Source organism: Halobacillus rhizosphaerae, from assembly GCF_046719735.1.
GTDB lineage: Bacteria > Bacillota > Bacilli > Bacillales > Halobacillaceae > Halobacillus_B > Halobacillus_B rhizosphaerae.
This window is the reverse complement of record NZ_JAUTWQ010000014.1, coordinates 17,896-42,701: the sequence shown is the minus strand read 5'-3', so window position 1 is coordinate 42,701 and position 24,806 is coordinate 17,896. Positions and strand designations below refer to the sequence as shown.

General features: G+C 41.3%; 23 protein-coding genes and 1 riboswitch. Of the genes, 21 read left to right on the top strand and 2 right to left on the bottom strand.

Going from position 1 to position 24,806, the window contains the following annotated elements:
* The first annotated feature begins 50 nt into the window (after positions 1 to 50).
* The 19 genes from Q7A53_RS15050 (at position 51) to Q7A53_RS14960 (ending at position 20,183) form a co-directional block, all read left to right on the top strand.
* A complete protein-coding gene (locus tag Q7A53_RS15050) occupies positions 51 to 2,285 on the top strand; it encodes a cell wall-binding repeat-containing protein (protein ID WP_411790005.1) in 2,235 nt (744 codons plus the stop codon).
* 23 nt (positions 2,286 to 2,308) lie between these two features.
* The gene (locus Q7A53_RS15045; protein ID WP_411790004.1) at positions 2,309 to 3,181 is read left to right on the top strand and encodes a hypothetical protein; all 873 of its coding nucleotides are present in this window, start codon (positions 2,309 to 2,311) and stop codon (positions 3,179 to 3,181) included.
* 150 nt (positions 3,182 to 3,331) lie between these two features.
* Positions 3,332 to 4,855: a murein biosynthesis integral membrane protein MurJ gene (gene murJ, locus Q7A53_RS15040; RefSeq protein ID WP_411790003.1), complete on the top strand. Its 1,524-nt coding sequence runs from the start codon at positions 3,332 to 3,334 to the stop codon at positions 4,853 to 4,855.
* Between the two features lie 4 nt (positions 4,856 to 4,859).
* Positions 4,860 to 5,753, top strand: a complete 894-nt coding sequence (locus Q7A53_RS15035) for a PIG-L deacetylase family protein (protein ID WP_411790002.1) — start codon at positions 4,860 to 4,862, stop codon at positions 5,751 to 5,753.
* Positions 5,754 to 5,868: 115 nt separating this feature from the next.
* Positions 5,869 to 7,326: an O-antigen ligase family protein gene (locus tag Q7A53_RS15030; RefSeq protein WP_411790001.1), complete on the top strand. Its 1,458-nt coding sequence runs from the start codon at positions 5,869 to 5,871 to the stop codon at positions 7,324 to 7,326.
* Positions 7,327 to 7,332: 6 nt separating this feature from the next.
* Positions 7,333 to 8,445, top strand: a complete 1,113-nt coding sequence (locus Q7A53_RS15025) for a glycosyltransferase (RefSeq protein WP_411790000.1) — start codon at positions 7,333 to 7,335, stop codon at positions 8,443 to 8,445.
* On the top strand, positions 8,446 to 8,916 hold the full coding sequence (pssD, locus tag Q7A53_RS15020; RefSeq protein ID WP_411789999.1) for a PssD/Cps14F family polysaccharide biosynthesis glycosyltransferase: 471 nt from the start codon (positions 8,446 to 8,448) through the stop codon (positions 8,914 to 8,916).
* A complete protein-coding gene (gene pssE / locus Q7A53_RS15015; RefSeq protein ID WP_411789998.1) occupies positions 8,913 to 9,392 on the top strand; it encodes a PssE/Cps14G family polysaccharide biosynthesis glycosyltransferase in 480 nt (159 codons plus the stop codon). The genes pssD and pssE overlap by 4 nt, the downstream gene beginning before the upstream one ends.
* A 77-nt stretch (positions 9,393 to 9,469) precedes the next feature.
* On the top strand, positions 9,470 to 10,354 hold the full coding sequence (gene galU / locus Q7A53_RS15010; protein ID WP_411789997.1) for a UTP--glucose-1-phosphate uridylyltransferase GalU: 885 nt from the start codon (positions 9,470 to 9,472) through the stop codon (positions 10,352 to 10,354).
* Positions 10,355 to 10,368: 14 nt separating this feature from the next.
* On the top strand, positions 10,369 to 11,676 hold the full coding sequence (locus Q7A53_RS15005; protein WP_411789996.1) for a UDP-glucose dehydrogenase family protein: 1,308 nt from the start codon (positions 10,369 to 10,371) through the stop codon (positions 11,674 to 11,676).
* Positions 11,677 to 11,712: 36 nt separating this feature from the next.
* On the top strand, positions 11,713 to 12,876 hold the full coding sequence (sat, locus tag Q7A53_RS15000) for a sulfate adenylyltransferase (RefSeq protein WP_411789995.1): 1,164 nt from the start codon (positions 11,713 to 11,715) through the stop codon (positions 12,874 to 12,876).
* 13 nt (positions 12,877 to 12,889) lie between these two features.
* On the top strand, positions 12,890 to 14,662 hold the full coding sequence (locus tag Q7A53_RS14995; protein WP_411789994.1) for an SLC13 family permease: 1,773 nt from the start codon (positions 12,890 to 12,892) through the stop codon (positions 14,660 to 14,662).
* 11 nt (positions 14,663 to 14,673) lie between these two features.
* Positions 14,674 to 15,270 carry an adenylyl-sulfate kinase gene (cysC, locus tag Q7A53_RS14990; protein ID WP_411789993.1) on the top strand — a complete coding sequence of 199 codons (597 nt, stop codon included), beginning with the start codon at positions 14,674 to 14,676 and terminating at the stop codon, positions 15,268 to 15,270.
* 122 nt (positions 15,271 to 15,392) lie between these two features.
* Positions 15,393 to 16,187, top strand: coding sequence for a 3'(2'),5'-bisphosphate nucleotidase CysQ (gene cysQ / locus Q7A53_RS14985; RefSeq protein WP_411789992.1), 795 nt, complete (start codon positions 15,393 to 15,395; stop codon positions 16,185 to 16,187).
* Positions 16,188 to 16,405: 218 nt separating this feature from the next.
* Entirely contained in the window at positions 16,406 to 16,849 is a 444-nt protein-coding gene (locus Q7A53_RS14980) for a hypothetical protein (protein ID WP_411789991.1), read from the top strand.
* An 84-nt stretch (positions 16,850 to 16,933) separates the two neighbouring features.
* Positions 16,934 to 17,887 (top strand): LCP family glycopolymer transferase, encoded by a 954-nt coding sequence (locus tag Q7A53_RS14975; RefSeq protein ID WP_411789990.1) that lies wholly within the window; start codon positions 16,934 to 16,936, stop codon positions 17,885 to 17,887.
* Between the two features lie 335 nt (positions 17,888 to 18,222).
* The gene (locus tag Q7A53_RS14970) at positions 18,223 to 18,432 is read left to right on the top strand and encodes a YkvS family protein (RefSeq protein ID WP_411789989.1); all 210 of its coding nucleotides are present in this window, start codon (positions 18,223 to 18,225) and stop codon (positions 18,430 to 18,432) included.
* Between the two features lie 86 nt (positions 18,433 to 18,518).
* A riboswitch (cyclic di-GMP riboswitch) is annotated at positions 18,519 to 18,622 on the top strand.
* A gap of 24 nt (positions 18,623 to 18,646) precedes the next feature.
* Positions 18,647 to 18,769: an anti-repressor SinI family protein gene (locus Q7A53_RS14965; RefSeq protein WP_411789988.1), complete on the top strand. Its 123-nt coding sequence runs from the start codon at positions 18,647 to 18,649 to the stop codon at positions 18,767 to 18,769.
* A 118-nt stretch (positions 18,770 to 18,887) separates the two neighbouring features.
* Positions 18,888 to 20,183 (top strand): TcaA second domain-containing protein, encoded by a 1,296-nt coding sequence (locus Q7A53_RS14960; RefSeq protein WP_411789987.1) that lies wholly within the window; start codon positions 18,888 to 18,890, stop codon positions 20,181 to 20,183.
* A gap of 178 nt (positions 20,184 to 20,361) precedes the next feature.
* On the opposite strand, the gene Q7A53_RS14955 is transcribed toward Q7A53_RS14960, so the two are convergent.
* Both Q7A53_RS14955 and Q7A53_RS14950 read right to left on the bottom strand, forming a co-directional pair.
* Positions 20,362 to 21,819 (bottom strand): APC family permease, encoded by a 1,458-nt coding sequence (locus Q7A53_RS14955; protein WP_411789986.1) that lies wholly within the window; start codon positions 21,817 to 21,819, stop codon positions 20,362 to 20,364.
* Positions 21,820 to 21,933: 114 nt separating this feature from the next.
* Positions 21,934 to 22,566: a YigZ family protein gene (locus Q7A53_RS14950; RefSeq protein WP_411789985.1), complete on the bottom strand. Its 633-nt coding sequence runs from the start codon at positions 22,564 to 22,566 to the stop codon at positions 21,934 to 21,936.
* Positions 22,567 to 22,728: 162 nt separating this feature from the next.
* Here Q7A53_RS14950 and Q7A53_RS14945 point away from each other — a divergent pair, with 162 nt between their 5' ends.
* Together Q7A53_RS14945 and Q7A53_RS14940 are read left to right on the top strand one after the other, a co-directional pair.
* Complete coding sequence (locus Q7A53_RS14945) at positions 22,729 to 23,868, top strand: sensor histidine kinase (RefSeq protein ID WP_411789984.1); 1,140 nt, start codon at positions 22,729 to 22,731, stop codon at positions 23,866 to 23,868.
* Positions 23,869 to 24,032: 164 nt separating this feature from the next.
* On the top strand, positions 24,033 to 24,710 hold the full coding sequence (locus tag Q7A53_RS14940; protein ID WP_411789983.1) for a response regulator: 678 nt from the start codon (positions 24,033 to 24,035) through the stop codon (positions 24,708 to 24,710).
* The last annotated feature ends 96 nt before the right edge of the window (positions 24,711 to 24,806 follow it).

Genomic DNA, 24,806 nt, shown 5'->3' with positions numbered 1-24,806 from the left:
AAACAATGTACTAAAGGTACGTTGAAAATTTTCAGAGTGGGGGAGTAGTTTTGAAGAAAAGCTTTTTTGTGTTGTTGTTTACAGTTTTATGTTTCTCGTTTGTACACCACCCGGTTGAGGCGGAAGACAACGGTAAAGTCGTTATTCTTGATCCGGGTCATGGCGGAATTTACGGAGGAACTTCAGGGTATTCAGGAGTACAGACAGGATACTATGAAAAGAAAGCCAATTTGGACTCTGCAATTAAGATTCAACATGTTCTAGAAGATAGAGGATACACCGTACATATGACTAGAACAACGGATAAAGACTTCGGCACACCGGTACATAATGACCTACGCAATAGAATGGAATTAGCAAATAAATGGGCAGAAGGTAATAATGATAATTCCATCTTTTTATCGATTCATCATAATGCAGCCCCATACGGACCAGGAGTTCGTGGGTATGAAACCTATTATTTCGACATAGACAATGGAATTGATCCAACCTATCCACCAGATGATATGCAAATTAAATATTCACCAGAAAGCAAGCGGCTGGCGAATCTTATTCATAGTGAAGTTTTAAATGATGTTTCAATGACGGAGGGACCGCAGGGAATTACAGGTAATGATCTCTATGTAACTCGTAATGCCCAAATGCCATCAGCTTTACTTGAATTGGGTTACATGTCTAACCCGCAAGAAGAGAAGTTAATTAAGTCAAATAGCTTTCAACAGCAATTTGCGGATGCGGTAGGAGATGCGGTAGATAAATATTTCTCCGTATATGAAGTGTATGACTACCAGAATAATCGTCTGGAAATTTTCCATGACAAAGACGCCGCGATTGATTTTGCAAAATCTAAAGAAAATGTTTACGTACTTGATAAAATCAGCCAAAAACGTATTTACAATAACTTATCTAAACGGTATGGCGTCTACCATTCCTCGAATGCTTCTATTAATCAATTATTCTATACAGAAGCAGATGCCTTAGAATATTCAAAATCATGGAAACACACGAGAGTTGTAGATAATCAAACAGGAGAAATTCTTTGGTCCAACTACCTGCCAAGAAAGTACACAGTTGTCCATCCATCTAATGGCGTCTTGTTTAAAGGTTATCAAGCAGACACGGCAATCAGTTATGCAAAGAAATGGAAGCACACAGCAGTCGTGAATACAGAAACAGACGAAGTACTCTGGACCAACTACTTAACGAAGAAGTTTCAAGTTAAACATCAATCTAAAGGTACATTAAAAGAGTTCTATCATGAAGCACCCGCAGTGGATTATGCTAAACAGTGGGATAATACGAAAGTAGTCAATTCCGATAATGGTTCCACCGTCTGGAACAATTCAGAGAAAGACTCCTTTCAATTCAACACCAAGAAAGTAGCATCCAACGATCGGGAAAAAACAGCTGTAGAAGTATCGAAAGAGCTTTATCCAAATGGATTCCCAAGCAGTCATTCTGAGAAAACCGTACTGCTATCCACAGCGTCTACTCATGCTGACGCGCTATCTGCAGGACCGCTTGCTGCCCAGCTGGGAAATGCACCAATCCTGCTGACCGCTTCAGACGAAATGCGTCCTGAGGTTGTTAATGAAATTAATCGATTAGGTACGAAGCGAGTTATCCTCTTAGGCGGGCCAAATGCGATCAGTACGAACATTGAAAGCACTTTAAAGTCTAAAGGATATAAAGTTGATCGAATTGCAGGAGAAGACCGCATTGGAACCAATCAAAAAATTAATGCTCAACTGGATCATGTAGATGGAGCGATCGTCGCATCCAGTACAAGCTTTCCAGATGCTTTAGGAGCGGCTCCAGTTGCTGCAATTAACGATTGGGCAATTGTCCTAACCGATGACAAGATGGATGATCAAAGTTTAGCCTATACAGATTCTAAAATGCTTGCTATTGTTGGAGGTACAGGAGTTGTATCTTCTAAGATTGAGGATCAGCTTATTGAACGAAACGGCAAGGATCATGTGATTCGTCTTGCGGGTACCCAGCGTTATCAAACACAGGAAAAAGTATTGGATTACTTCCAGAGTGATATCCACTCTTCCTATGTGCTTGCAGCTACCGGGCGTAAATTCCCAGATGCCCTGACCGCGTCTTCGCTGGCAGTTAAATACCATGCTCCACTCGTATTAATTGGAAGAAACATAGATCCGGCGACGAAAAGTTTATTAACTCAGTACGGCAAAACAAATGCAGTAGAAAACTTACGCGTAGTGGGCGGGGTTCTTAGTGACAAGATCATCCACAACACAGCAAGTTATCTTAAGTAAAGAGGACTGGGAGGTAAGAATATATGAAACATCTATGGCTTTGGGGAATCATTATGGTCTGTTTACTAGCAGCCTGCTCAAACGATCAAGCATCTCCTGAAAATCTGGAATCATCACAGGATCAAACGGATGCCTCCGGTCAGGATGAACAGTCCGCTCAAGATACTGCAGACGATAAAGAAACGAATACTGATGACAAATCAAGTGATGCAGACAAGAATTCCAGCGACGATACAGCAAATGATGATTCAGAGGGGCAATCGGCAGACCAGGATACCACTGATGGAACGTCCTCTAATAACTCAGACGATAAAAGTCAGACAGAGGATGGTAAGTCTAATTCCTCTAATCAGGAGAAAGAACCTAAGCAGGACTTAAATAAAGGCTTTAACCAGTACCGCCCTAAAGAAGGGTTAGAAAAAACGTTCGTTCAGGACGAAGAGTATGAACTGACCTATAACACCGTGGCAGTAAATAATACGCTTGTTCAACGAGTAGTAAAGTTTGGAGATATTGTAACTCTCCAAATCCTGAAGTGGACGTCTGATGGTGCCTCCATTGTTTATCAGGAACAGAGTCCAGAGAGCACGAAGAATCAATTAGACTCCTATGACCCATATGAGCCCCCAGTTAACATTGTGAATATGAATAAGAAGGGGAAAGGCATTAAAGAGCAGTGGGAAGTTATCAACACTGATAAGAAAGTGAAAGTACCTTATAAATCCTTTGATCATGTGGTTGTAGTCAGACAAACATTAACCAGTGAAAGTTCTGGTAATAAAACGGTCGTGACCGATTACTATGCCAAAGATTTAGGGCTCATCAAAGAAACAAGAGAAGTCAAAGGAAATAATGGCTATACGTCTAAGTCAGAGCTGGAACGTGTCAAGAAATAACTAAATTCTACAATAGAAAACAAATAAACCCTTATTCCAGTCTAGGAATAGGGGTTTATTTTGTAGAAATTGTCTTTTGCAAGGACGAGAAATGTTATAATATTGCAGGTGGCGTAACAAAAGAATTTAGAAGTGAAAGAGGTCCTATTTGTGAAATCGAAATTAGGTTTAGCTAGTGCATTATTTCTGCTGGCTACATTGTTATTAAAAATATCAGGAATGGTACGAGATATCGTAATTGCCTATTACTTTGGGGACAGTTATGTAGCTGATGCCTATTTAGCGGCATTTATCATTCCTAACATGATTATTCTGTTCTTCACAACGGGCATGAAGAATGCTCTAGTTCCCAGTTACATAGAAGCGCTGGAAAAACAACGAGACAAGCATCATTTGAACCAAGTCTATAGTGGAACGATCATAATCAGTTTTATCATTTCGGTCTTAGGAGCAGGCCTCTCTAAGTTCTATATCCCGCTTTTATTTCCTGACTTCAGACCGGAAGCCGAACACATTGCTATTCTGGTAACTTCCATCTATTTTGCTGCTATTTTCTTTATTGGAATGAATGCCGTGTTAGAGGCGTTGTTTGATGCTGAAAATAAGTTTTCACTATCGATGGTTTCACAAATCATCGTGATCTTTGGCTTGATCTTTGGCGCGGTCTTTTTTGCTGATCAATACGGAGTGTATGCACTTGCTTATGGGTACTTAGTGGGAGCTGTTCTTTCATTAGTATTTAAACTCGCCCTATTATGGAAACGAAAGATCCCTAAGATTAAATGGAAGCTCGATTGGCCAGAGGTGAAAGAGTTTTATATTATCTTTATCCCTGTTGCTTTAACTGTTGCCGTCGGTCAAATTAATTTAGCAGTCGATAACATCTTTGCCAGTTACTTTAAAGAAGGGGCCGTAACTTACGTAAACTATGCGAAGAATTTAGTCCATTTCCCTCAAGCAATATTTGGAGTGACCATCGGGACGATCATCTTTCCGATTCTTTCCAAAGCAAATGCCAGCAATGACAAGGCGCTGTTTAAAAAAGGGATTGAGCAAGGATTGACTACGATGTTCTTCATTCTACTTCCAGCCGTGGTAGGAATGATGCTCGTTCTCCCAAATATCGTAGAGCTGCTCTATCAGCGGGGGCAGTTCACAGCAGAAGCTACGAAAGCGACCAGTCAAGTAGGGTTTCTATACTTCGGCTCTGTGATCTTTTTTAGTCTCCATAACGTGATTAACAAAGGTTTTTACACGATGAAGAAGGGTCATCTAATCATGATGGTTGGCGGTCTTGCTATACTGCTGAACGCTGGTCTGAATTATTTGTTCACCTCCTTTATGGGCTATCTCGGGATTCCATTAGCTTCATCCGTGATGGCGGTGTTTTATGTAGGCGCCTGTTTTATCATTTTTCTAAAACTTGTGGATGGATTAAATTTAAATATGATTGGGAAAGAATATTTGAAAATTATGGCAGCCGTTGCCGTTATGTCTCTGTTTGCCTATGGTGCCCTGCACTTGATGTCAGGCCTTGGAAACCTTCTGCAGATTATAGTCGTCACTGTCGTTGGTGCGGTTATTTATACGGCATGTGTCTTCTTATTAAAAGTAGAAACGATCCAAATATTCTTGAATCGATTCTTTAACAAATCAAAGAGCAAGGAGAAATAAACCGATGAATCTAAAGAAAACTCTTATGCATGCTGGGGAACCAGTAATTAACCCCATTACCAAAGCAGTATTAAAAAATCATTACCAGAGGAATCTCACTCTGAGCGAGCTAGGCTCTTTCCAGAAAGTGGTCGTTCTTGCTCCGCATATGGATGATGAAACCATTGGATTAGGCGGGACGATCCGCAGACACGTGGAAGCAGGAGCAGAAGTTCACTGTATTTTCAGTACAGATGGAGCGAGCAGTGAAAGTGATTTACCTAAGGAAGAGCTAAGCAGGAGGCGGAAGCTCGAAATGGAGAAGGTTAATACCGTTCTTAACATGGAACAAATTCATTATATGGATTTGCCGGATGGTCATGTAGAGAGTAATGAGCTTTCTCAGCAGAAATTGTTAAACTTGCTGGAACAAATCGACCCGGACCTAATCTACTGCACTCCATTCGTGGATGCCCATCCCGATCACACGGCGACGACAGCCCTCCTAGCTGATACGTTGAAGAAATGGCAAAAAAAGGATGTAATAATACGATTGTATGAAATCAATTGCCCAATACCTCCGAATGAAATAAACTGTGTAATAGACATTTCGTCAACTTACGACACAAAGAAACAAGCCATTGACATGTTCGAGTCTCAAGTCATTGCGTTTGACGGCTTCCTCGAATTAAATCGCCTGAAAGCGAACTTAGTAAAGGATTCTTCTGTTCACGCCGCTGAAGGGTTTATTCAGCTATCCCCTCAAGCATTTATAGAAGAGTTTGATACGTTAAGAAAGAAGAACTACCCCTACGCTTCCCTATTTAAACAAGCGAACCGGACGGTTACACTTTTGTGGGCGGTTTACAGAAACTACCCTCAGAAAAAACAGATGTACCAGGAAAGGCTATTTAAATAGGGAGCAGGCGATAAAAATAGAAATACTTAAGATACTGGAGGATACATCAATATGTTGGAGTGGAGAAAGAATAGTAAGTTAGCAACAATCGTTTTTGTAAGGAAGGTGACCCAAGATGCCGTTTAAATTTTCTCAGTTACTTTTTATTCCGATATCCGTTCTTGCCTTCCTGATCGGCGGAATTTTTGACAATGCAGTCGTAGGACTTGTGATCACGCTCGGATTTGGTATTTATGCTTTATGGAATACAAAAAGTGCCCTGGCATTACTCTTTTTATATTATCCAGTCCGGCCGTTTCTATTAGAATTTAACCCTAGTCTAAAAGGTATCGGGGACATCATCACCATCTTCTTAGTGCTGAAGATTGCTTACATGAATCGAAAGAATATCAAATCATTATTCCATTTTCATTGGTTTGAACTGGCTTACTTCGGTTTTATCATCGTCGGTGCCATTTCAGCATATTTAACCGGTGTTTCTGTAACGGCCATTATTTTTGAAGCACGTGCGCTAATGATTTTCTATTTGCTTTTCTACATTGTAAAGCGTCTCGATATAACCAAAGAGGATATCAGAAAGGTTGCTTGGACGGTCTTTTTCGTCACGATTGTGATCTGTATCCACGGTTTAATTGAAAAGCTCTCTCTAAGAGGATTGCTGCTTCCGCAAAGCTGGGAGGACATGTCACTCTCTGCTAAGAATAGAATTCGTATCTATGGATTAATTGGGAATCCGAATATGCTTGCGGCTTTCTTATCCTTTGCATTTATCACGGTTCTCTATTTAAAGGACCAATTAATAGAAAAGACGAAAGCTGTTTGGGCTGTGAACGTCGGTCTTGTACTGCTAATGGGAGTGTGGTTCTTAACTTACTCCAGAGGGACTTGGATTGCATTTACAATCGCTATGCTTCTTTATGTAGCCTTTATGAAGAATTGGAAAGTTCTTCTCAACTGGGTGATTACTCTAGCCTTAGGAATTGTCTTGGTAGGACTGCCGTCAAACTTTGCAACCAATTACATGGAGAAAACCAATTTTGGTTCCCATCAGCGGGCCAAGCAAAATCAGTTCGATGACAGTGAAGGAAGCTTCAAAAATCGAATGAAGGGCACCTTTGATGAAAACTTTATTGAAGGAAGCCAGCGTTCCGGACGGTTATTTATTATTAAAAAAGGCTTTTCCATCTATCCTGAACATCCAATAATTGGGACAGGCTTTGCAACATTTGGGGATTCCGCAACTCTCTCATATGGCTCACCCATTTACGACGAATATAATATTGACAGGGAATTTTACTCGGACAATCAATATATTCAGGTCATTGTCCAAACGGGAACGATTGGTGTTATCCTGTTTGCCATCTATTTGCTCAACATGCTGTATCTAATTTGGAAACAGCGGAATAAATCTCCTCATTTCTCTTACTTGATGATGAGTGTGCTTCTTGGTGCCTTTGTAGCTGGATGTGTTTATAATGTTTGGGAGTTAGACGTGTTTACCTTATTCTTCTTCCCAATGCTTGCCTATTTGCTGCATTCTAGTGAGTCAACTCAAGCTTTTAAAAAAGAGTGAGGTGGAATGATGACGAAGGATAAGAAAAATATATTAGTCATTACCAATATGTACCCGGGGAAGATTAGTTCAACTTTTGGTATTTTTGTAAAGAATCAGGTAGAGTCTTTGCGGCAGCGCAGTATGAATATCGATGTAGCTGCCGTGAAAGACCCTCGAATGGGAAAAAAGAACGTTCTAAGAAAGTATCTCAAGTGGATGCTCCGAATTTTATCGGTACTGCTGATGAAAGGGAAAACATACAACTTGGTTCATGTGCATTACGTTTTTCCAAGCGGCCTGTTCGGCTTATGGTTTAAGAAACTGTTCGGAACGAAACTGGTGGTTACCGCTCATGGCGGGGACATCGATAAGATGCCTAAAAAAAGCCCGTTTATTTATAAACAAACGAAGAGTATCCTGCTCCAGGCAGATCATGTCATTGCTGTAGGAGAAGCGCTCCGGGAAGAAATGATCCAGGAGTTTGGCGTGAATCCTTCTAAAATCAGCTTGATGAGTATGGGTGTGAATCGAGAAATTTTCGCCCCGGTCCCTCAGACGGAAGCGAAGGAGAGATTAGGACTATCTGATGATAAGCAGCAGCTCCTCTTTGTGGGTAACATTATTGAAGCTAAAGGAATGCTTGAGCTTCTTTCCGCTTATAAGCAGGCTAAGCAAAAAATTGAGACGCTGGAATTGCATTTAGTAGGAAGTCCGAAACAAGAAGTCTTTCTAAATCAAATGAAAGAAATCATTGAACGAGAGAATATTAAAGATGTTTATTTTCAAGGAGGTAAGCCTCAGGAAGAGGTTGCCTTATGGATGTCTGCCGCAGATGCCTTCGTTCTGCCTTCCCATATTGAAGGATTCGGACTGGTAGCGGTAGAGGCTATGTCTTGTCATACACCGGTCATTGGTACAGATGTTGGCGGATTATCCTATTTACTTCAGAATGACCACGGAGTTCTAGTTCATCCTAAAGATGCAGGGGCATTAGCAGAAGGGATTGAAAAAGTCATTCAAGATAAGAATCTGCAGCAACTGTTGATCAACAATGGAGAGAAGAGAGCCCGTGAGAATGATCAGGAAGTATTAGTAGATCGTCTTCAGGAGATTTATCAGAAGATCGGAGCGAATTAAATGAAGAAAAAAAAGTTATTGCTGATTTCCTCCATCGGGGGACATCTCACCCAACTCCTCCAGCTGGAACCATTATTTAAGCAGTATGATTACCATTTAGTAACAGAGAAATCTGAGATTACCAGGAAACTTAAAGACAAATACCCTGTTTCGTTCTTAGTGTATGGAGCAAGGAACTACCCGTTTCGTTATATCTTTAAGTTTTCTTACAATATTATTAAGTCGTTGTTCATTTTCTTAAGAGAGCGTCCTGATGTTATTATTACCACAGGCGTTCATACTTCTGTGCCTATGTGCTACATTGCGAAGCTCTTTAGAAAAAAAGTGATATTCATTGAAAGCTTTGCAAAGTCTTCGAGCCCGACACTTGCCGGCCGCATGGTTTATCCGATTGCTGATTTGTTTATCGTTCAATGGGAATCCATGAAAGAGATTTATCCTAAAGCCATTTACGGGGGGTCTATCTATTGATTTTCGTCGTATTAGGAACTCATGAGCTGCCCTTCACTCGATTGCTTGAGGAAGTAGAAGAACTGAAACAATCGGGAGTAATCGAAGACGAGATTATTGTGCAAAGCGGAAATACGAAGTACCAGAGTGACTACATGACACTGAAGCCCTTTGTCAGCTATGAAGAAATGGACGACTTGTTTGACCGTGCACGGCTGATCATTACGCATGCAGGAACAGGATCAGTCATCACTGGCTTGAAAAAAGGCAAAAGAGTCATTGCAGTTGCCCGTCTGAAAAAGCACGGGGAACATAATGATGATCATCAGCTTGAATTGGTGGATGTGTTCTTAAAGCAAGGACATATTCTCTCGTGGAATGAAGGGGAGAGCTTAGCGGAGGTCATCTCCGAGAGCGATGCATTCGATCCGCTGCCCTTTCAATCTGGAAAGCAAAAAATGTTTTCCATTATAGAGAATTTTATAAATGAATCCTAATGATTTCATAGTAGTTTACTAGGTTTTTAATGCGTAAGTGTGATAAACTGTAACCAATTATTGAAGGAGCGGGTTAGATGAAGGTACGTAAGGCAATTATCCCGGCAGCTGGACTTGGCACACGGTTTTTACCGGCCACGAAGGCACAACCTAAAGAAATGCTGCCGATTGTAGATAAACCAACGATTCAGTATATCGTTGAAGAAGCAGTAGCATCAGGAATTGAAGACATCATCATTGTGTCCGGCCGCGGCAAGCGGGCAATTGAAGACCATTTTGATAAATCTTATGAGCTGGAAGAAAAGCTCTACGAAAAAGGAAAGCATGAATTGTTAGAGCAGGTCCAGGACATTTCCGGGCTTGCAAACATTCACTATATTCGCCAAAAGGAACAAAAAGGTCTTGGTCATGCGATCTCCTGTGCGAGCCGATTCATCGGTAATGAGCCGTTTGCGATCCTTTTAGGAGACGATATTGTCGAAGCAGACAAGCCCTGCCTGCAGCAGCTGATGGAAGTGTATGAAGAAACGGAAGCTTCTGTCGTGGGTGTTCAGGAAGTGGATGAAGACTCTGTTTCTAAGTATGGAGTCGTAACCCCGGGAGCCGGTGAGGATTTAACGAATGACACCATAGAAATTGTCGATCTCGTTGAAAAACCGAACAAAGAAGATGCACCTTCCCGCATGGCCATTATGGGTCGTTATGTACTTCGTCCGGAAATTTTTGAAATTCTAGAAACCCTTGCTCCAGGCAAAGGGGACGAAATCCAATTGACTGACGCGATTAAGCAGCTCAATCAGCGCCAGAAAGTAGTGGCCTATAACTTTAAAGGCAGACGCTATGATATTGGGAATAAACTGGGTTTTATTGATGCTACTATTGATTTTGCCTTAAATCGTGATGATTTGAAGGAAGACGTTCGCCAGTTATTATTAAGTAAGCTTGACCAATTAAATCGGTAAAGTTAGGTGATTGTATGAAAATATCTGTTATAGGAACAGGTTATGTTGGCTTAGTTACAGGAGTTTGCTTGTCAGAAATCGGTCACGAAGTTACGTGCTTAGACATTGATGAAAAGAAAGTACAGTCCATGAGAGATGGAATTTCACCCATTTATGAGCCGGGCCTTGATGAGATGATGAAACGGAATATTGATCGTAATCGCTTGTTTTTCACTTCCAGTTATGAAGAAGGACTTGCCGATAATGAGTTCGTATTTATTGCTGTAGGAACTCCGCAATCAAAAAACGGATCAGCAGACTTACAATACTTAAATAACGCGTGTAAAAGTATCGCAGAGTCAATGCGCAGAGATATGATCGTGATTACGAAAAGTACGGTTCCTGTAGGGACCAATGAACACGTAAAGAGAACGATCACCCAGCATTTACAGGAGGACTACAAAGTCAGTGTAGTTTCCAACCCGGAATTCCTAAGAGAAGGTTCAGCCATTCATGACACCTTTCATGGGGATCGAATTGTGATTGGATCAGAGGATGAAGAATCATTAAATCGCGTGAAGCAGATTTACGCAGACTTTGAACTTCCTATCCTCGCAACCGATCTCCGCAGTGCAGAGATGATTAAATACGCATCTAATGCTTTTCTAGCGACCAAAATCAGCTTTATTAATGAACTTGGGAACTTGTGTGAACGCTTAGGAGCCAATATTGAGAACGTTTCGAAGGGAATGGGAATGGATCAGCGTATCGGTGAGAAATTCCTGAATGCGGGTGTCGGCTACGGCGGATCCTGTTTCCCTAAGGATACCAATGCTTTATTATCAATTGGGAATAGTGTAGACTGCGATATGGCGATTATTAAGAGCGTCATTGATACCAATGAAAAACAGCAAAGAATCATTGTGGATAAAATTAAGGAATTCGTTCCTGATCTGACGAATAAAAAAGTCGGAGTTCTCGGACTTGCATTCAAACCGAATACAGATGATATGCGTGACGCTCCGTCCATCAAAGTCATTCGCGAACTTGTGGATTCTGGAGCCGAAGTGTATGCGTATGATCCTATTGCAGCAGAGAATGCAAGAGTGTACTTACCGGGAGCCACAGTTTATAAAGATTCCATTGATGAGACACTGGAAGACATGGACTTTGCTGTGATCATGACGGACTGGAAGGATATTAAAGAATATCCTCTGGAGAAGTTTAATGAGCAATTGAAAAACCCGGTCTTGTTTGATGGCCGAAACTGCTTTAATTTACAGGAAATGCAGAAGTACGGGGTCCAGTACCATTCCATCGGAAGACCCTCAGTTGGAATTTAAATAACAATCATAAATAAATTTTTTGGAGGTATAGATATGGTAATGACATTAAAACACGAAGCAATCAAGCCTCACGGCGGAGAATTAATTAATCGTATGGATGACTCTTCAAAAGCACGTGAAGAAGCGAAATCCCTGCAAAGCTTAACGATTTCTAAATGGACGATTTCAGATCTTGAATTAATCGGAATCGGAGGGTTCAGCCCGTTAACAGGCTTCATGAACGAGAAGGACTACACAAGCGTTGTAAAAGATATGCGCCTTGCTAATGGAGTTGTGTGGAGCATCCCCATTACTTTACCAGTAAGCGAAGAAGAAGCGAAACGTTTCTCTATAGGAGAAAAGATTGCCTTAACTGGTGAAGATCAGGTGGTTTACGGAACACTAACAGTCGAAGAAAAATATACGTATGACAAAGATCTTGAAGCGAAGAATGTGTATGGTACACAAGAAGAAGCTCACCCAGGCGTGAAGAAAGTCTATGAAAAAGGCAGTGTCTATTTAGGTGGGCCGATTACCCTGCTTAACCGTCCAGACCACGGAGAATTTAAAGATTTCTATTTAGACCCGGCAGAAACTCGTCAATTGTTTGCGGACTTAGGCTGGAAAACCATTGTTGGTTTTCAGACGCGTAACCCTGTTCACAGAGCACATGAACATATCCAGAAAACGGCACTTGAAGCTGTAGATGGACTATTGTTAAACCCGCTTGTTGGGGAAACGAAGTCAGACGATATCCCTGCGGATGTAAGAATGGAAAGTTATCAAGTCATTTTGAAAAACTACTATCCGGAAGACCGTGTTCGCTTAGTTATTTATCCAGCGGCTATGCGCTATGCTGGTCCACGAGAAGCGATCCTTCATGCAACGGTACGTAAGAATTATGGCTGTACTCACTTTATTGTCGGCCGCGACCACGCGGGTGTCGGTGATTATTATGGCACCTATGATGCACAGAAACTGATTGAAGAAGTAGAAGATGAGCTGGGCATTGGCATCTTTAAGTTTGAACATGCTTTCTATTGCAAAGTTTGTGAAAACATGGCTTCTGCTAAGACATGTCCACACGATAAAGAAAATCATGTACACCTCAGTGGTACGAAAGTAAGAGAATTATTGCGCAAGGGAGAACGTCCTCCAAAAGAATTCTCTCGCCCGGAAGTGGCTGATGTCCTTATTAAAGGAATGAAACAGAACTAGAGGTGACCAATAAATGACAGCTCCCATGATCGTCGTGATCATAGCTATCGTTTTGATGCTGGTCGGGTTATTCTTTGAAATAGCCCGACCAGATTTAATTGTATTCTTTACACTTTTCTTTTTCTTAATGATGGGTTATGTGACACCTGAACAAGCTTTGTCTGGTTTTTCAAATGAAGGTATGCTCACTGTTGCACTATTATTCATCGTTGCCGGAGTTTTTGAAAGAAGCGGTTTAGTAGAAAGACTCGTGGGGACGTTTTTGGCTAAATCAAAATCGGAGCGTGGCGCCTTGGTCCGGTTACTCGTTCCAATTGCCGCTTTCTCAGCTTTTTTAAATAATACTCCGATTGTCGTTACGCTTACGCCGATTATTCGAAAATGGGCTTCAGATCACAATATTTCCCCTTCGAAATTCTTAATTCCGCTATCGTATGCAGCGATTTTGGGAGGAACGATCACGTTAATGGGGACCTCCACGAACTTAGTCGTGCATGGATTGCTGCTCGATACCGATTCCCAAGGTTTTTCTTTTTTTCAATTAGCCTGGGTGGGGATCCCGATCACCATTCTTGGACTGATTTATTTAATTGCCGCGGGTCCGCGTGTGTTGCCTAATAACCAAAGTCTGATTGAAAAGGTGAAGGAGAACACCAAAGACTATTTGAGTGAAATGGTCGTTACCAAGGATTTCCCTTATCAAAATCAAACAGTAGAAGAAGCGAAACTTCGTAACTTAAAAGGTCTTTATTTAATAGAGATTATCCGAGGTTCCAGCCGGATCACTCCGGTTACCGGCCAGACGAGAATTCTTGCCGGAGACCGGCTGTTGTTTACCGGCATGCTTTCGACGATCGCTGACTTGCAGAAGCGGAAGGGACTGGAGCTCGATACCGGTACAGATCTTTCCATGAATGATATTCAGCAAAACGGGACGCAGCTCGTTGAAGCGGTGGTGTCTCACCAGTCCAGCCTGGTTGGGAAAACGATTAAGCAGAGCCGTTTTCGTGAAAAATATAAAGCAGCAGTTATGGCTGTACACCGTAACGATGAGCGAGTCAAAGGAAAAATCGGCGATATTACACCTAAAGCCGGTGACCTGCTGTTACTCGTTACCGGAGCGGATTTTGATCAGCAAGTGGATCACAGTGACTTTTATACCACTTCTCCCATTGAGGAACAGAAGTTTTATGAAAGTGAATCGAAGGGCTGGATTGCTCTGATTGTGCTGCTAAGTATGATCGCCCTTGTCACCTTTCAGCTGCTGTCCATCTTTAAAGCTATGGTCATTGCTGTTGGTATACTATTTATTGCAAAAGTTATTTCTCCCCATGAAGCGAGAAACTCCGTTCAGTTTCAAGTCCTGTTACTCATTGCTAGTGCACTTGGGATCGGAAATGTGATTACGGAGACCGGGACTGCCGGATGGATTGGAAGTCAAATTGTTCATGCGCTCGCCCCTCTTGGAGGACTGGCAATTCTTGCTTCAATCTATATCATGACGAACATATTCACAGAGCTGATTACTAATAATGCTGCTGCCGTCATTATGTTTCCGATTGGATATGAAGTGGCGTCAGCGGCAGGCATTGAACCGATTGGCATGGCCGTCCTCGTGGCGATTGCGGCATCAGCAAGTTTCTTATCACCGATTGGCTACCAGACCAATTTGATCGTCTATGGCCCTGGAGGCTACCATTTTAAAGATTATGTCCGCACAGGATTACCACTAACGTTAATTGTTATGGTTACCGCCATATCCGTTGTTTATATGATTTATATGTAGGAGGTTTACTAATGAAATCCAGTAATATTACATGGCATAATTCAAAAGTAACAAAGGAAGATCGTCAAAAACAAAAAGACCACAAAAGCCCGGTTCTATGGTTTACAGGACTGTCGGGTTCAGGGAAATCAACCGTATCCGTAGAGCTGGAAAAAGCGCTCTATGAATATGGTGCGCACACGTATCGTTTAGATGGAGATAACGTACGTCACGGTTTGAATAATAACTTAGGCTTTAGCCCTGAGGATCGTACGGAAAACATCCGTCGTGTGGGAGAAGTGGCTAAGCTTATGAGTGATGCCGGATTAGTGACGCTGACAGCGTTTATTTCTCCTTATCGTGAAGATCGTGACCACGTTCGTGAGATTATGGACGAAGGCGATTTTATTGAAGTCTATGTGAAATGTTCTCTGGAAGAATGTGAGAAACGTGATCCAAAAGGTCTTTATGAAAAGGCGCGAGCGGGAGAAATCAAAGGATTCACTGGTATTGATGCTCCATATGAAGAGCCTTACAACCCGGAAATCGTGATTGAAACAGACAAAATGACGCTGGAAGAATCTGTGGAACATATTATGAATCACCTTAAAGATAACCGACTGATCTAAACGGTTAGCAAAGCCAAGCTGGGACTGTATAGCTGAAGATTTAACTTAGACAATATATTAAAAAAAGCGTTGATTTTCTAATCAATGCTTTTTTTTACAAGAGGATAGAGGAGGAGTTGAAGATGTGGAAAGCGATCCAGGCTGCTTATGAAGCAGGCGGAGACATTATGAAAATTTACAATACCGACTTTGAGGTAGACTATAAAGCAGATGAATCCCCATTAACAGAAGCCGATCAAGCGTCCCATAACATCCTAGTGCGTGCCTTAAGAGAATTGGAACCAGATACTCCTATCTTAAGCGAGGAAGGAAATCATCAGTCTTATGAAGAGCGGTCGCAATGGAATAAATTTTGGCTAATTGATCCTTTGGACGGTACTAAGGAATTCGTTAAGAAAAACGGGGAATTCACCGTCAATATAGCGAAAATCAAGGACGGGCATCCAGCAACAGGTATTATTTATGCACCGGTATTGGATACGATGTACTATGGGGATAAAAAACAGGGTGCTTTCAAAATGACTCAGTTTTCAAAGAAGGCGGGTCAGCTTGCCAGTCTTGAAGAGTTTAGAAGGGAAGCACAAGCCATCCCGATCAGCCAATCTTCAGCTCAAGTGAAAGTAGTGGCTAGTCGTTCTCATATGTCGGAGGAAACGAAGACGTTTATCCAGGAGATCAAGGATCAGGGGCATGATGTAGAAACGCTGAGTGCAGGAAGTTCACTAAAGCTTTGTTTAGTCGCTGAGGGTTCAGCTCATTATTATCCGAGATATGCTCCAACGATGGAATGGGATACAGGAGCAGGACAAGCGATTGTTGAAGCGGCAGGGGGCAAAGTGGAAGTAGCTGATTCCTCTGAACCTTTAGTTTACAATAAAGAGAATTTAAGAAATCCCTGGTTTCTTGCCAGGTTATAAGATGACGAGAAAGCATGACCATTTACAGAGGTCATGCTTTTTTCGTGTCGAGATCGTCGCAGTTTTATTCAAGTAGAGGGACCGAATTAGATGGACGAACTTCTTTTGTTTATGATCAAATACCAATATAATGAAGTTTAATTCCAATCAATTTTTTAGTTAAAAAGTGAAACTTTCGGGTTTTGATACCGTCTAATAGTATGAGAGGGTGAAGGAGTATGCCGTACTTAACTGCTGTTTTACTGACTCTTACCTTTATCGCGCTGATTAGTGGAATTATGAATCAGAAAAGAAGAAGTACGTTCCTCTACGTTAGCGGAACGCTCATTGTCTTGTCATTTTTTGCTGTGCTCCCTGCTGTGAGTAGGGTTTTTATTAAAAATGAAGAAACTCCTGCAGACGCCCCTGTGGATAACCAGACTCCGGAACAAGCCCTGAAAGTTACTCCTGAAGAAGCCAAGCATTATGTAGAAAGCCGTATGACAGGTTTCTCCTGTTCTTATTCTGCTTCTATGGATAAGGAAATAGACGGTGAACCCTACTATCGTTTTACATGCAGTCAGGCCAATATGGATCCGATTACGCTTTACGTTCATAAGCATTTAAAGAAAATCTATGATCCTATAGGTGGGAAAAACAAAACAGAAATACAACCTGAATAAATGGTAGAATCAACTTGAACTTTGAAAAAATATGGTATATTAGTTAAAGTGTACGATGAAACTATTATTGGTAGAGGTGTGAAAATGGCGAGTAGAAAAGACAGAAAGAAACAAAAGAAAAAATCAAGAACATGGTTAAAGGTTTTAGTAGCAACGATTGTGCTTCTTGGCCTGGCAGGTGGAGCTTATGCGTTGTCTATATACAATGATGCTAAACAAACCGTACAGACTGATATTCATAAATCGGTGAAATCTATTGAAACGAACGTGACGAAAAAGAAAATGAAGGAAAAGAAACCTCTAAATATTTTGCTGCTTGGAGTTGATGAACGAGAGAATGACGTTGGACGCTCCGATGCGCTGATGGTCATGAGTCTTGATCCTTCTAAAGATAAGATGCAGCTCATCAGCATACCACGAGATACCCGAACTAAAATTGTCGGTCATGGCACTACGGACAAGATTAACCATGCGTATGCATTTGGCGGCACTGATATGTCCATCCAGACTGTGGAAAATTTCCTGAATATTGATCTGGATTATTATGTGAAGATCAATATGGAAGGCCTGGCAGAAATGGTGGATGCTGTTGGTGGGATTACTGTCAACAATGAGATCGACTGGTACGATGAAGGCTACTATAAAAAAGGGTATCATTATAAAAAAGGCGAACTTACTTTGAATGGGGCACAAGCTATGGGGTATGTCCGCATGCGCCACCTTGATCCGAGAGGAGACTTTGGCCGTAATGAGCGCCAGCGTAAAGTCATTCAGGCGATCATTGATAAAGGTGCCAGTGTAGGGTCAGTGAACAAAATTAGTTCCGTACTGGATGTCCTTGGAAACAATGTAAAAACCAATATGGAATTCTCCGATATGAAGAACCTATTTTTAAATTACCGGTCAACACGGAAGGATGTAACCTCCTATGAAATGAGCGGTCATGCCAAAACGATTGATGGAATTTATTACCTGATCATTCCTGATGAGGAAGTCATGAAAGTTCATAATATGGTGAAAGATATGAATGAAAAATAGCAGTGGGTCTGCCGCCGTGATGGGTATTCCTGTCACGGCTTTACTATTTTAATAGAATGTAATTTTCATGTTTATTATTAAGTATATCAGGGTAGTTGTTAACACTTGTATTTTTATGTCGTATGAAGTATTATATTCTGTAAATATAATTTTATTAAAATACAAATTATATATAAAGGATGAAGTATGTGTGTACAAATGAAGAATTGAAAGAAATACTAGCTTCAATCATTAATCGTGTGGATAACGGATTAGTAGAGAATACGAATGTGGCTATTAATGAAATTATACAGCGTTTAGGATAATCATTACTTTGTAAAGGGTGGATTCTTATCATGATACAACCAGATGATCGAATTGCAAATCCAGGACAAATTGTAAGCTTTGAGAGAGATGACATGGTTTTCAGAGGAAAAGTTATTCCCAGCCAGTGTCAAAGATCTGTCATTGTGGACTTGACGATTATGGAAAATCTTGAGGATATTGATTTTGAATTCGAACGAACAGTAGTTGCCCACACAAATTATCGTATTGAAGAAGAATAATTTCAAAAAAAAGCTATACATTTCATTCATTATCCAGTAAAATAAAGATACTAATTTACAGAGTATTCTAAGTTTTTATTCCATTCCTTATTTAAAGGCAAACTTATCGAAAGGTAAGGACGCAAAACTACGGGTCTTCAACTCCTTCTTTTGTCTACATTAGTAGAGTTAAGACTGCCGAGCTGCTAAGGATGAATGATGGAGGGATCATTCATTGACAACTCAGTTGAAGAAGGAATTACTGGATGCTGAATGGGTGGATTTGGTGAAGGAAGCAAAGAAATTAGGAATGAGTAAAGAAGAGATTCGAGCATTTTTAATAAATATTAATAAGTGAACACTATTTCTGCCCACTTCTAAAGTGGGTTTTTTCTTGGCCAATTGTGAGTCATTTGTCCTGTTTCTTTGTCGAATATGGTAATATATAGTTGGAAAGTGGAAACTGGGGGGATAGAATGAAAAAGTGTGAAAAATGCGGAAATCTTATTTATCCAGATGCTGAGGAGTGTCCGTTTTGCAATGCGCCTCAGCAGACAAAGAAACAAGAAGAAAGAAAAGTAAAAAAGCAGCCGGCTGATTTTGCGAGAAACCAGGGAGACTGGATGAACGCCTCGCAACCGGATTATGATTATGATGCAGAAGAAGACTCCGAGCAGTATAAGAAACGAGATTGGAAGAGAATTTTTACGATTTTTATTACTGCCGTTTTGATTGTTGCTCTCTTAATTACTGGCTGGTTTATTCTTCAGAAGATTACTTCTCCAGCTTATACAACGAAGGCATTGGAAAAGGCTGTGAATAACAGTGATGCAGCAAAACTTACCGATTTAATTGTTTTTCCAGGTAAAGATCAAACGTTTACCAAGAATGAAGCAGAATCACTCATTGACTATTATCATGAAAACCGTGAAGCAATGGTGTCACTCGTCAGTCATATTAAGAATGGTAATCAAGCAGCATTAGAAGGTCGATATTTAACTTTGGAAAAACACGGAAAAAAATGGCTGTTTTTCCCTGATTACCACTTCGTCCTGAGTCCTGCGAGTGTGAGTGTAACAGCGAACTTACCAAACGTAGATCTGTACGTGGACGATCAGAAAGTAAGTACACTGAAAGAAAAGAAGGATTATGTACTTAAAGGGCTGATTCCAGGGAAGCATACGTTGACAGGAAGCTATAACCAGAAAGGCACTCCTCATGTTACCGACGTTGAAATTAATACATATTCCATGCAAGACGGAGAAACGGTAAAGATGTCTTTTAAAGGTTTGAGTCCGGCTGTTACCGAGAATTATTTAAAGAAAACGCTGGAAGATGATCTAGGGGCAGCCGTAGCTGAACACGCCAATCAATGGGTAAAAGCCCAGAAAAATCAAGATGCTGAGGTTTTCACTCGAATACAGAATGAGGACTATATCGACAGTGCCAAAGAATCTTTGTCTCTGCTGCAAGCAAACAACCTGCAATTTAAAGGGGATGTAGCTAAGGTGGCCATTGACAGGGACAGCATTGGATTCTCTAAAGAAGGAAAAGATAATTTCCAAGCCTCTGTAGATGCTGCGCTGACGTTTGATAAAGCTTATTACTCTGCCGATCGTGACCCTGAAAATGTGAATACGGAATCTGGGGAAGAAGATTTCAAGTATCAGTTCACTTATAATCTTGACAAGGAAAAGTGGATGATTACCGGCAGTCAATCTCTTGATGAGATCAATGAAAGTAATTTAGCTGTCGTAGCAGGAAATGAATAATTAAAAAAAAGCTGCACCAGGGCAACTTAACACATTAGAAAACCCGAACCAAATCAATGGTTCGGGTTTTTTTAATGAAATTTACGCCGGGTCCAAATCTTTGCCCTTCCGTCCAACGTTTTTTAATGGCACAATCTTTTTTAAATTAGGACTGATGTTATCCCATGGCACTAACGAATTAATCGATTTCTTCTTTTGCCAAAATGAGATAGTTCATTTCTTTTCTATCATAAGAAGTGTACCGTTTACGATTAGCCAGGTAGAATACTGCTCCGATCAAGATCCAGATCCCAAGGGCAATGTAAGATTCTTTGCCTAGCGATGCAGGGGATTGAGGAACGAGAAGTAAGAGCAAGAAACCTATCGAGCTGATCATCCCAATTAAAGAAAGCAGCTTTCTGCCGGGAGAAGTCTGGGTTGATGCGTGCTTACTCGGCTGTCCTTCAGACCACTTAAAGAACTTATAAGCCGTGGCAGTACAGAAGAAGTAAGCAATGGCTACTCCGGTCGAGGACATATCCACAACCCAAAGCAGAGCTTGTCTTCCGAACCATGGAGCAACGAGGCAAAGAGCCATCGTAAATAAGATTCCTACATACGGAGTGTTGTATTTACTATGAAGCTTTCTGAAAGCATCAGGGAGAATCCGAGCACGTCCCATCGCAAACGTTAACCGGCTGGAAGAAATATAAAATCCGTTCAGACCGGTGAAGATTCCCATCATAACGGCAATGGCGATAATGAATACGCCGGCTTTTCCTAAGTAGCTCTGGATCGCATCTCCAGTCCCCCACACGGAATTCTGGGTTTGCGCAAGCAGCTGCTGCCAAGGCATAGTACTTGCAGTAATCGTAATCATGGCTGCATAAGCAAGACCTGCGGCGAGCAGAGACCAGATAATTAATCCGAACGCTTTCTTAGATTCAAAGTTAAATTCTTCGGCCGCCTGCGGAATGTTATCGAAACCGACATAGGCGAATGGTGCGATTGCGAGAATCGTTAAAATGGAGGCAATCGCTGATTTATCTGGAGTAAATCCTGGTTCCAGGTTGGACAGGCTTGGGCCATCTGAGAAGATCGCTCCGATTCCTAACAACAGAATTCCCAGAATCAAGATGAGACTAAATACAAATTGCGTTCGTCCTGAAAAACTGGCACCGCGAATATTTAATAAAGCAAAAATGATAAGAGCTAAACTAGCGATTAGTATTTGGACGAAATACACGTCATAGCCTGCTACTGTATACATATACCCTTGCTTGACTAGATCGGGAAATAAAAACTTAGCAAGCAAAGAGAGTGCTGAAGCATTCAGCGCTACAATACAGGTGTAGCCTAAGGTGAGAAACCAGCCGGCAATAAAAGCAAACAGGCGTCCGAAACCTATATACGCATAGGCGAATTCTCCGCCTGTAACCGGAAATTTTTCAATTAAGAAACCGTAGCTTACCCCTATAACCATCATTAAAGCAGCACCTAATAGTATGCCAATGATGACACCGACTGGCCCTGCTTGACTAATCCAATCTGTTGGCAGCACGAATGCTCCCCAGCCTATCGCTGAACCAAAGGCAATGGCCCATACCCAATGAGGCTTTAATGATCGTTCTAATTCTTTTCTTTCTTCGTTTGCCATAACTCTATAAGAGCCTCCTAATTCATGCAGTAATCCTGCCTAAGATGTAAAAAAACATACACCTACAGTATTAGACGAATTGGAGACCCGCCAAACCTAAAATAGATAATTCATTTAAATAATTGTTTCCCTATAAGAATAATCCAACGGCTCAATTTCAGCCTGTCCGCTTGTTAAATCAGTGATCCATGAAGTGAATTCATCCTCTTCCCCGCTTATTACGTCAGTATAAATCTCCACATGCTCCAAATATTCAATGGAAGATAGGTGAAAATGGGAGTTGCGAATTTCATTTTCAAGTTTCCCAAGCAGAGTATAGTCCGCTTTCACTTTCATCATATGAACCTTTTGTCTTTCCACGATTCCAGTCTCATTTATTGCTTCAGAGACGGTAGAGGAATAAGCGCGGATGAGTCCGCCTGTCCCAAGCTTGGTGCCTCCGAAATAACGAGTCACTACAACGGCAGTATCTTTTAACTCTTTTTTCTTTAATACTTCGAGCATTGGAACGCCAGCTGTGCCGCTCGGTTCTCCGTCATCGTGCGCTTTTTGAATAAGATTCTGTTCTCCGATCATATAAGCGGAACAATTGTGATTAGCATCGGCGTGTTTCTTTTTTATCGAAGCAATAAATTCCTGCGCGGCTTCCTCTGTTTCACAGCGCTTCACATATCCAATGAATCGGGATTTCTGAATGATGATTTCTTTACTGCCTTCACGCTTTACCGTAAAATAGTTTTCTAACATATTGGCTTCAGCCTCCTAGTGAATTATTATATAATTGTGTCGTTCGTCCAGCAAATGATATCGACCAATCGTTCTACATGTGAAAACAATCTCGGGGTAACCCCCATAAAACGACTTATATAATTCGAATGAGTATGTGAATATTGATGGAGGAGTCTTGTCATGAGCAATCGTAAAACTGGGGACAAAGCACTTGACCATATCATCCATGAGATGGTGGATACCGTCACGAATAGCAAAGATGAAATATTTGAAATTGGTGAAGAGTCCCGAAACGAATTTGAAAAATTAAATAACGAACTTACTGAAATAAAAAAACAAGTCGTTTCACTCATTGATGAAGGGGACAAGCTCGAACAAAAAGTCCGCTTCTCACGTATGCGTTTGTCTGAAGTCAGTAAGCAATTCCAACAGTATTCAGAAGATGAAATTAGAAGAGTTTATGAGCAGACACATGGTCTGCAAATGGACCTATCGATGAAACGTGAGAAAGAGAAACAGCTTAGAAAACGCCGGGATGATATTGAATTCCGTTTGCGTAACCTAGACGAAACGATTGCCCGCGCTGAAGCGCTGGCTGGAAAGATATCGGTCGTTCTTGACTATTTAACCGTAGATTTCCAGCATGTATCAGCCGCGCTTGAGGACGCGAAAGAGAAACAGGAATTCGGCTTGAAGATTATTGAAGCCCAGGAAGAAGAACGGCGCCGTCTCTCACGGGAAATTCACGATGGACCGGCACAGATGCTTGCCAATGTGATGCTCCGTTCCGATTTGGTGGAGCGAACCTTCCGTAAATATGGAGTGGAAGAAGCTAGAAAAGAAATGAAGAGTGTGCGGTCTATGGTGCGCTCAGCCTTGTACGAGGTCCGGAGAATTATTTACGACCTTCGACCAATGGCGCTTGATGATTTAGGACTCGTCCCCACGTTAAAGAAATATTTAGCTACGGTGGAAGAGTACAACAGTCTGGAAATTTCCTTTGCTTCTATTGGCAAGGAACGGCGGTTTGAAAGTAAATATGAAGTCGCCTTATTTCGTTTAATCCAGGAAGCAGTCCAAAATGCGGTAAAACATGCGGAATCTTCCCATATCCAGGTGAAAATAGAGATGAAACCGACCCAGACGATGATTATCGTGAAAGATGATGGAAAAGGATTCGACCCCACAGAGAAAAAGGATAAATCCTTTGGGTTAGTCGGCATGCGCGAGCGTGTTGATATGTTAGATGGAGAACTTACGATAGATTCAAGCCCCGGTGAGGGGACCATAGTGACTATCCAAATTCCAATAAATAGTTAATTTTAAGGATTACCTATGTAATTAGAAGTAAATCGTTTATAATAGGAATTAGGTTTAGGATAAGACACCAAAAATAGATAAAAAAACCAAAACAGAGATAGAAATAGGTTAGGCTTAGGGGAACTTTGAGCCAATGGAATGTAATGATATAGGAGGAAGAAACCATGACGACCAGAATAGTCCTGATTGACGACCATAAATTATTTCGCGAAGGTGTAAAAAGAATCCTGGATTTTGAATCAAGCTTTGAAGTAGTAGCAGAAGGCGATGACGGAAGCCAGGCTGTAGACTTAATTGATCAAAACACTCCCGATGTAGTACTCATGGATATTAACATGCCAAGCAAGAACGGCGTGGAAGCAACGGCAGAATTAATTAACCGCTATCCAGAGTTAAAAGTTATTATTTTATCCATCCATGATGATGAAAACTATGTCACGCATGCCTTAAAAACTGGCGCTCAAGGGTACCTGCTTAAGGAAATGGATTCAGATGCACTGATTGAGGCGATTAAAGTCGTCGGCGAAGGCGGATCTTATCTACATCCGAAAGTCACTCATAATCTAGTGGCTGAATACCGCCGTCTGTCTGAGAATAAAGGAAGCAATGCTTACCGTACGATCGAATACCGCAAGCCGCTTCACCTATTAACGCGCAGAGAATGTGAAGTACTGCAGCTGCTGGCGGACGGAAATAGTAACCGTGGAGTAGCCGAATCTCTCTATATTAGTGAGAAAACAGTGAAAAACCATGTGAGTAATATTTTACAGAAAATGAATGTAAACGACCGTACCCAGGCTGTTGTAACAGCTATTAAAAATGGCTGGGTAGAAGTTATATAATCTATAGAGTAAGAGCTCTGGAGTATTGTTCTCCAGAGCTCTTATTTTTTATGTAACGAACCTAATAGTTAATGCAAAGTTCCGGACCTTCATGTA

Excerpts from the sequence above, each read along its gene's own strand:
- Q7A53_RS14945 (WP_411789984.1), top strand. The coding sequence starts at position 22,729 with ATGAGCAATCGTAAAACTGGGGACAAAGCACTTGACCATATCATCCAT.
- Q7A53_RS15025 (WP_411790000.1), top strand. The coding sequence starts at position 7,333 with ATGATGACGAAGGATAAGAAAAATATATTAGTCATTACCAATATGTAC.
- Q7A53_RS14960 (WP_411789987.1), top strand. The coding sequence starts at position 18,888 with ATGAAAAAGTGTGAAAAATGCGGAAATCTTATTTATCCAGATGCTGAG.
- Q7A53_RS14975 (WP_411789990.1), top strand. The coding sequence starts at position 16,934 with ATGGCGAGTAGAAAAGACAGAAAGAAACAAAAGAAAAAATCAAGAACA.
- Q7A53_RS15005 (WP_411789996.1), top strand. The coding sequence starts at position 10,369 with ATGAAAATATCTGTTATAGGAACAGGTTATGTTGGCTTAGTTACAGGA.
- Q7A53_RS15030 (WP_411790001.1), top strand. The coding sequence starts at position 5,869 with ATGCCGTTTAAATTTTCTCAGTTACTTTTTATTCCGATATCCGTTCTT.
- Q7A53_RS14995 (WP_411789994.1), top strand. The coding sequence starts at position 12,890 with ATGACAGCTCCCATGATCGTCGTGATCATAGCTATCGTTTTGATGCTG.
- Q7A53_RS15045 (WP_411790004.1), top strand. The coding sequence starts at position 2,309 with ATGAAACATCTATGGCTTTGGGGAATCATTATGGTCTGTTTACTAGCA.
- Q7A53_RS14940 (WP_411789983.1), top strand. The coding sequence starts at position 24,033 with ATGACGACCAGAATAGTCCTGATTGACGACCATAAATTATTTCGCGAA.
- pssD (WP_411789999.1), top strand. The coding sequence starts at position 8,446 with ATGAAGAAAAAAAAGTTATTGCTGATTTCCTCCATCGGGGGACATCTC.
- Q7A53_RS14955 (WP_411789986.1), bottom strand. The coding sequence starts at position 21,819 with ATGGCAAACGAAGAAAGAAAAGAATTAGAACGATCATTAAAGCCTCAT.
- sat (WP_411789995.1), top strand. The coding sequence starts at position 11,713 with ATGGTAATGACATTAAAACACGAAGCAATCAAGCCTCACGGCGGAGAA.
- Q7A53_RS14970 (WP_411789989.1), top strand. The coding sequence starts at position 18,223 with ATGATACAACCAGATGATCGAATTGCAAATCCAGGACAAATTGTAAGC.
- Q7A53_RS15035 (WP_411790002.1), top strand. The coding sequence starts at position 4,860 with ATGAATCTAAAGAAAACTCTTATGCATGCTGGGGAACCAGTAATTAAC.
- Q7A53_RS14950 (WP_411789985.1), bottom strand. The coding sequence starts at position 22,566 with ATGTTAGAAAACTATTTTACGGTAAAGCGTGAAGGCAGTAAAGAAATC.
- Q7A53_RS14980 (WP_411789991.1), top strand. The coding sequence starts at position 16,406 with ATGCCGTACTTAACTGCTGTTTTACTGACTCTTACCTTTATCGCGCTG.
- cysQ (WP_411789992.1), top strand. The coding sequence starts at position 15,393 with ATGTGGAAAGCGATCCAGGCTGCTTATGAAGCAGGCGGAGACATTATG.
- galU (WP_411789997.1), top strand. The coding sequence starts at position 9,470 with ATGAAGGTACGTAAGGCAATTATCCCGGCAGCTGGACTTGGCACACGG.
- cysC (WP_411789993.1), top strand. The coding sequence starts at position 14,674 with ATGAAATCCAGTAATATTACATGGCATAATTCAAAAGTAACAAAGGAA.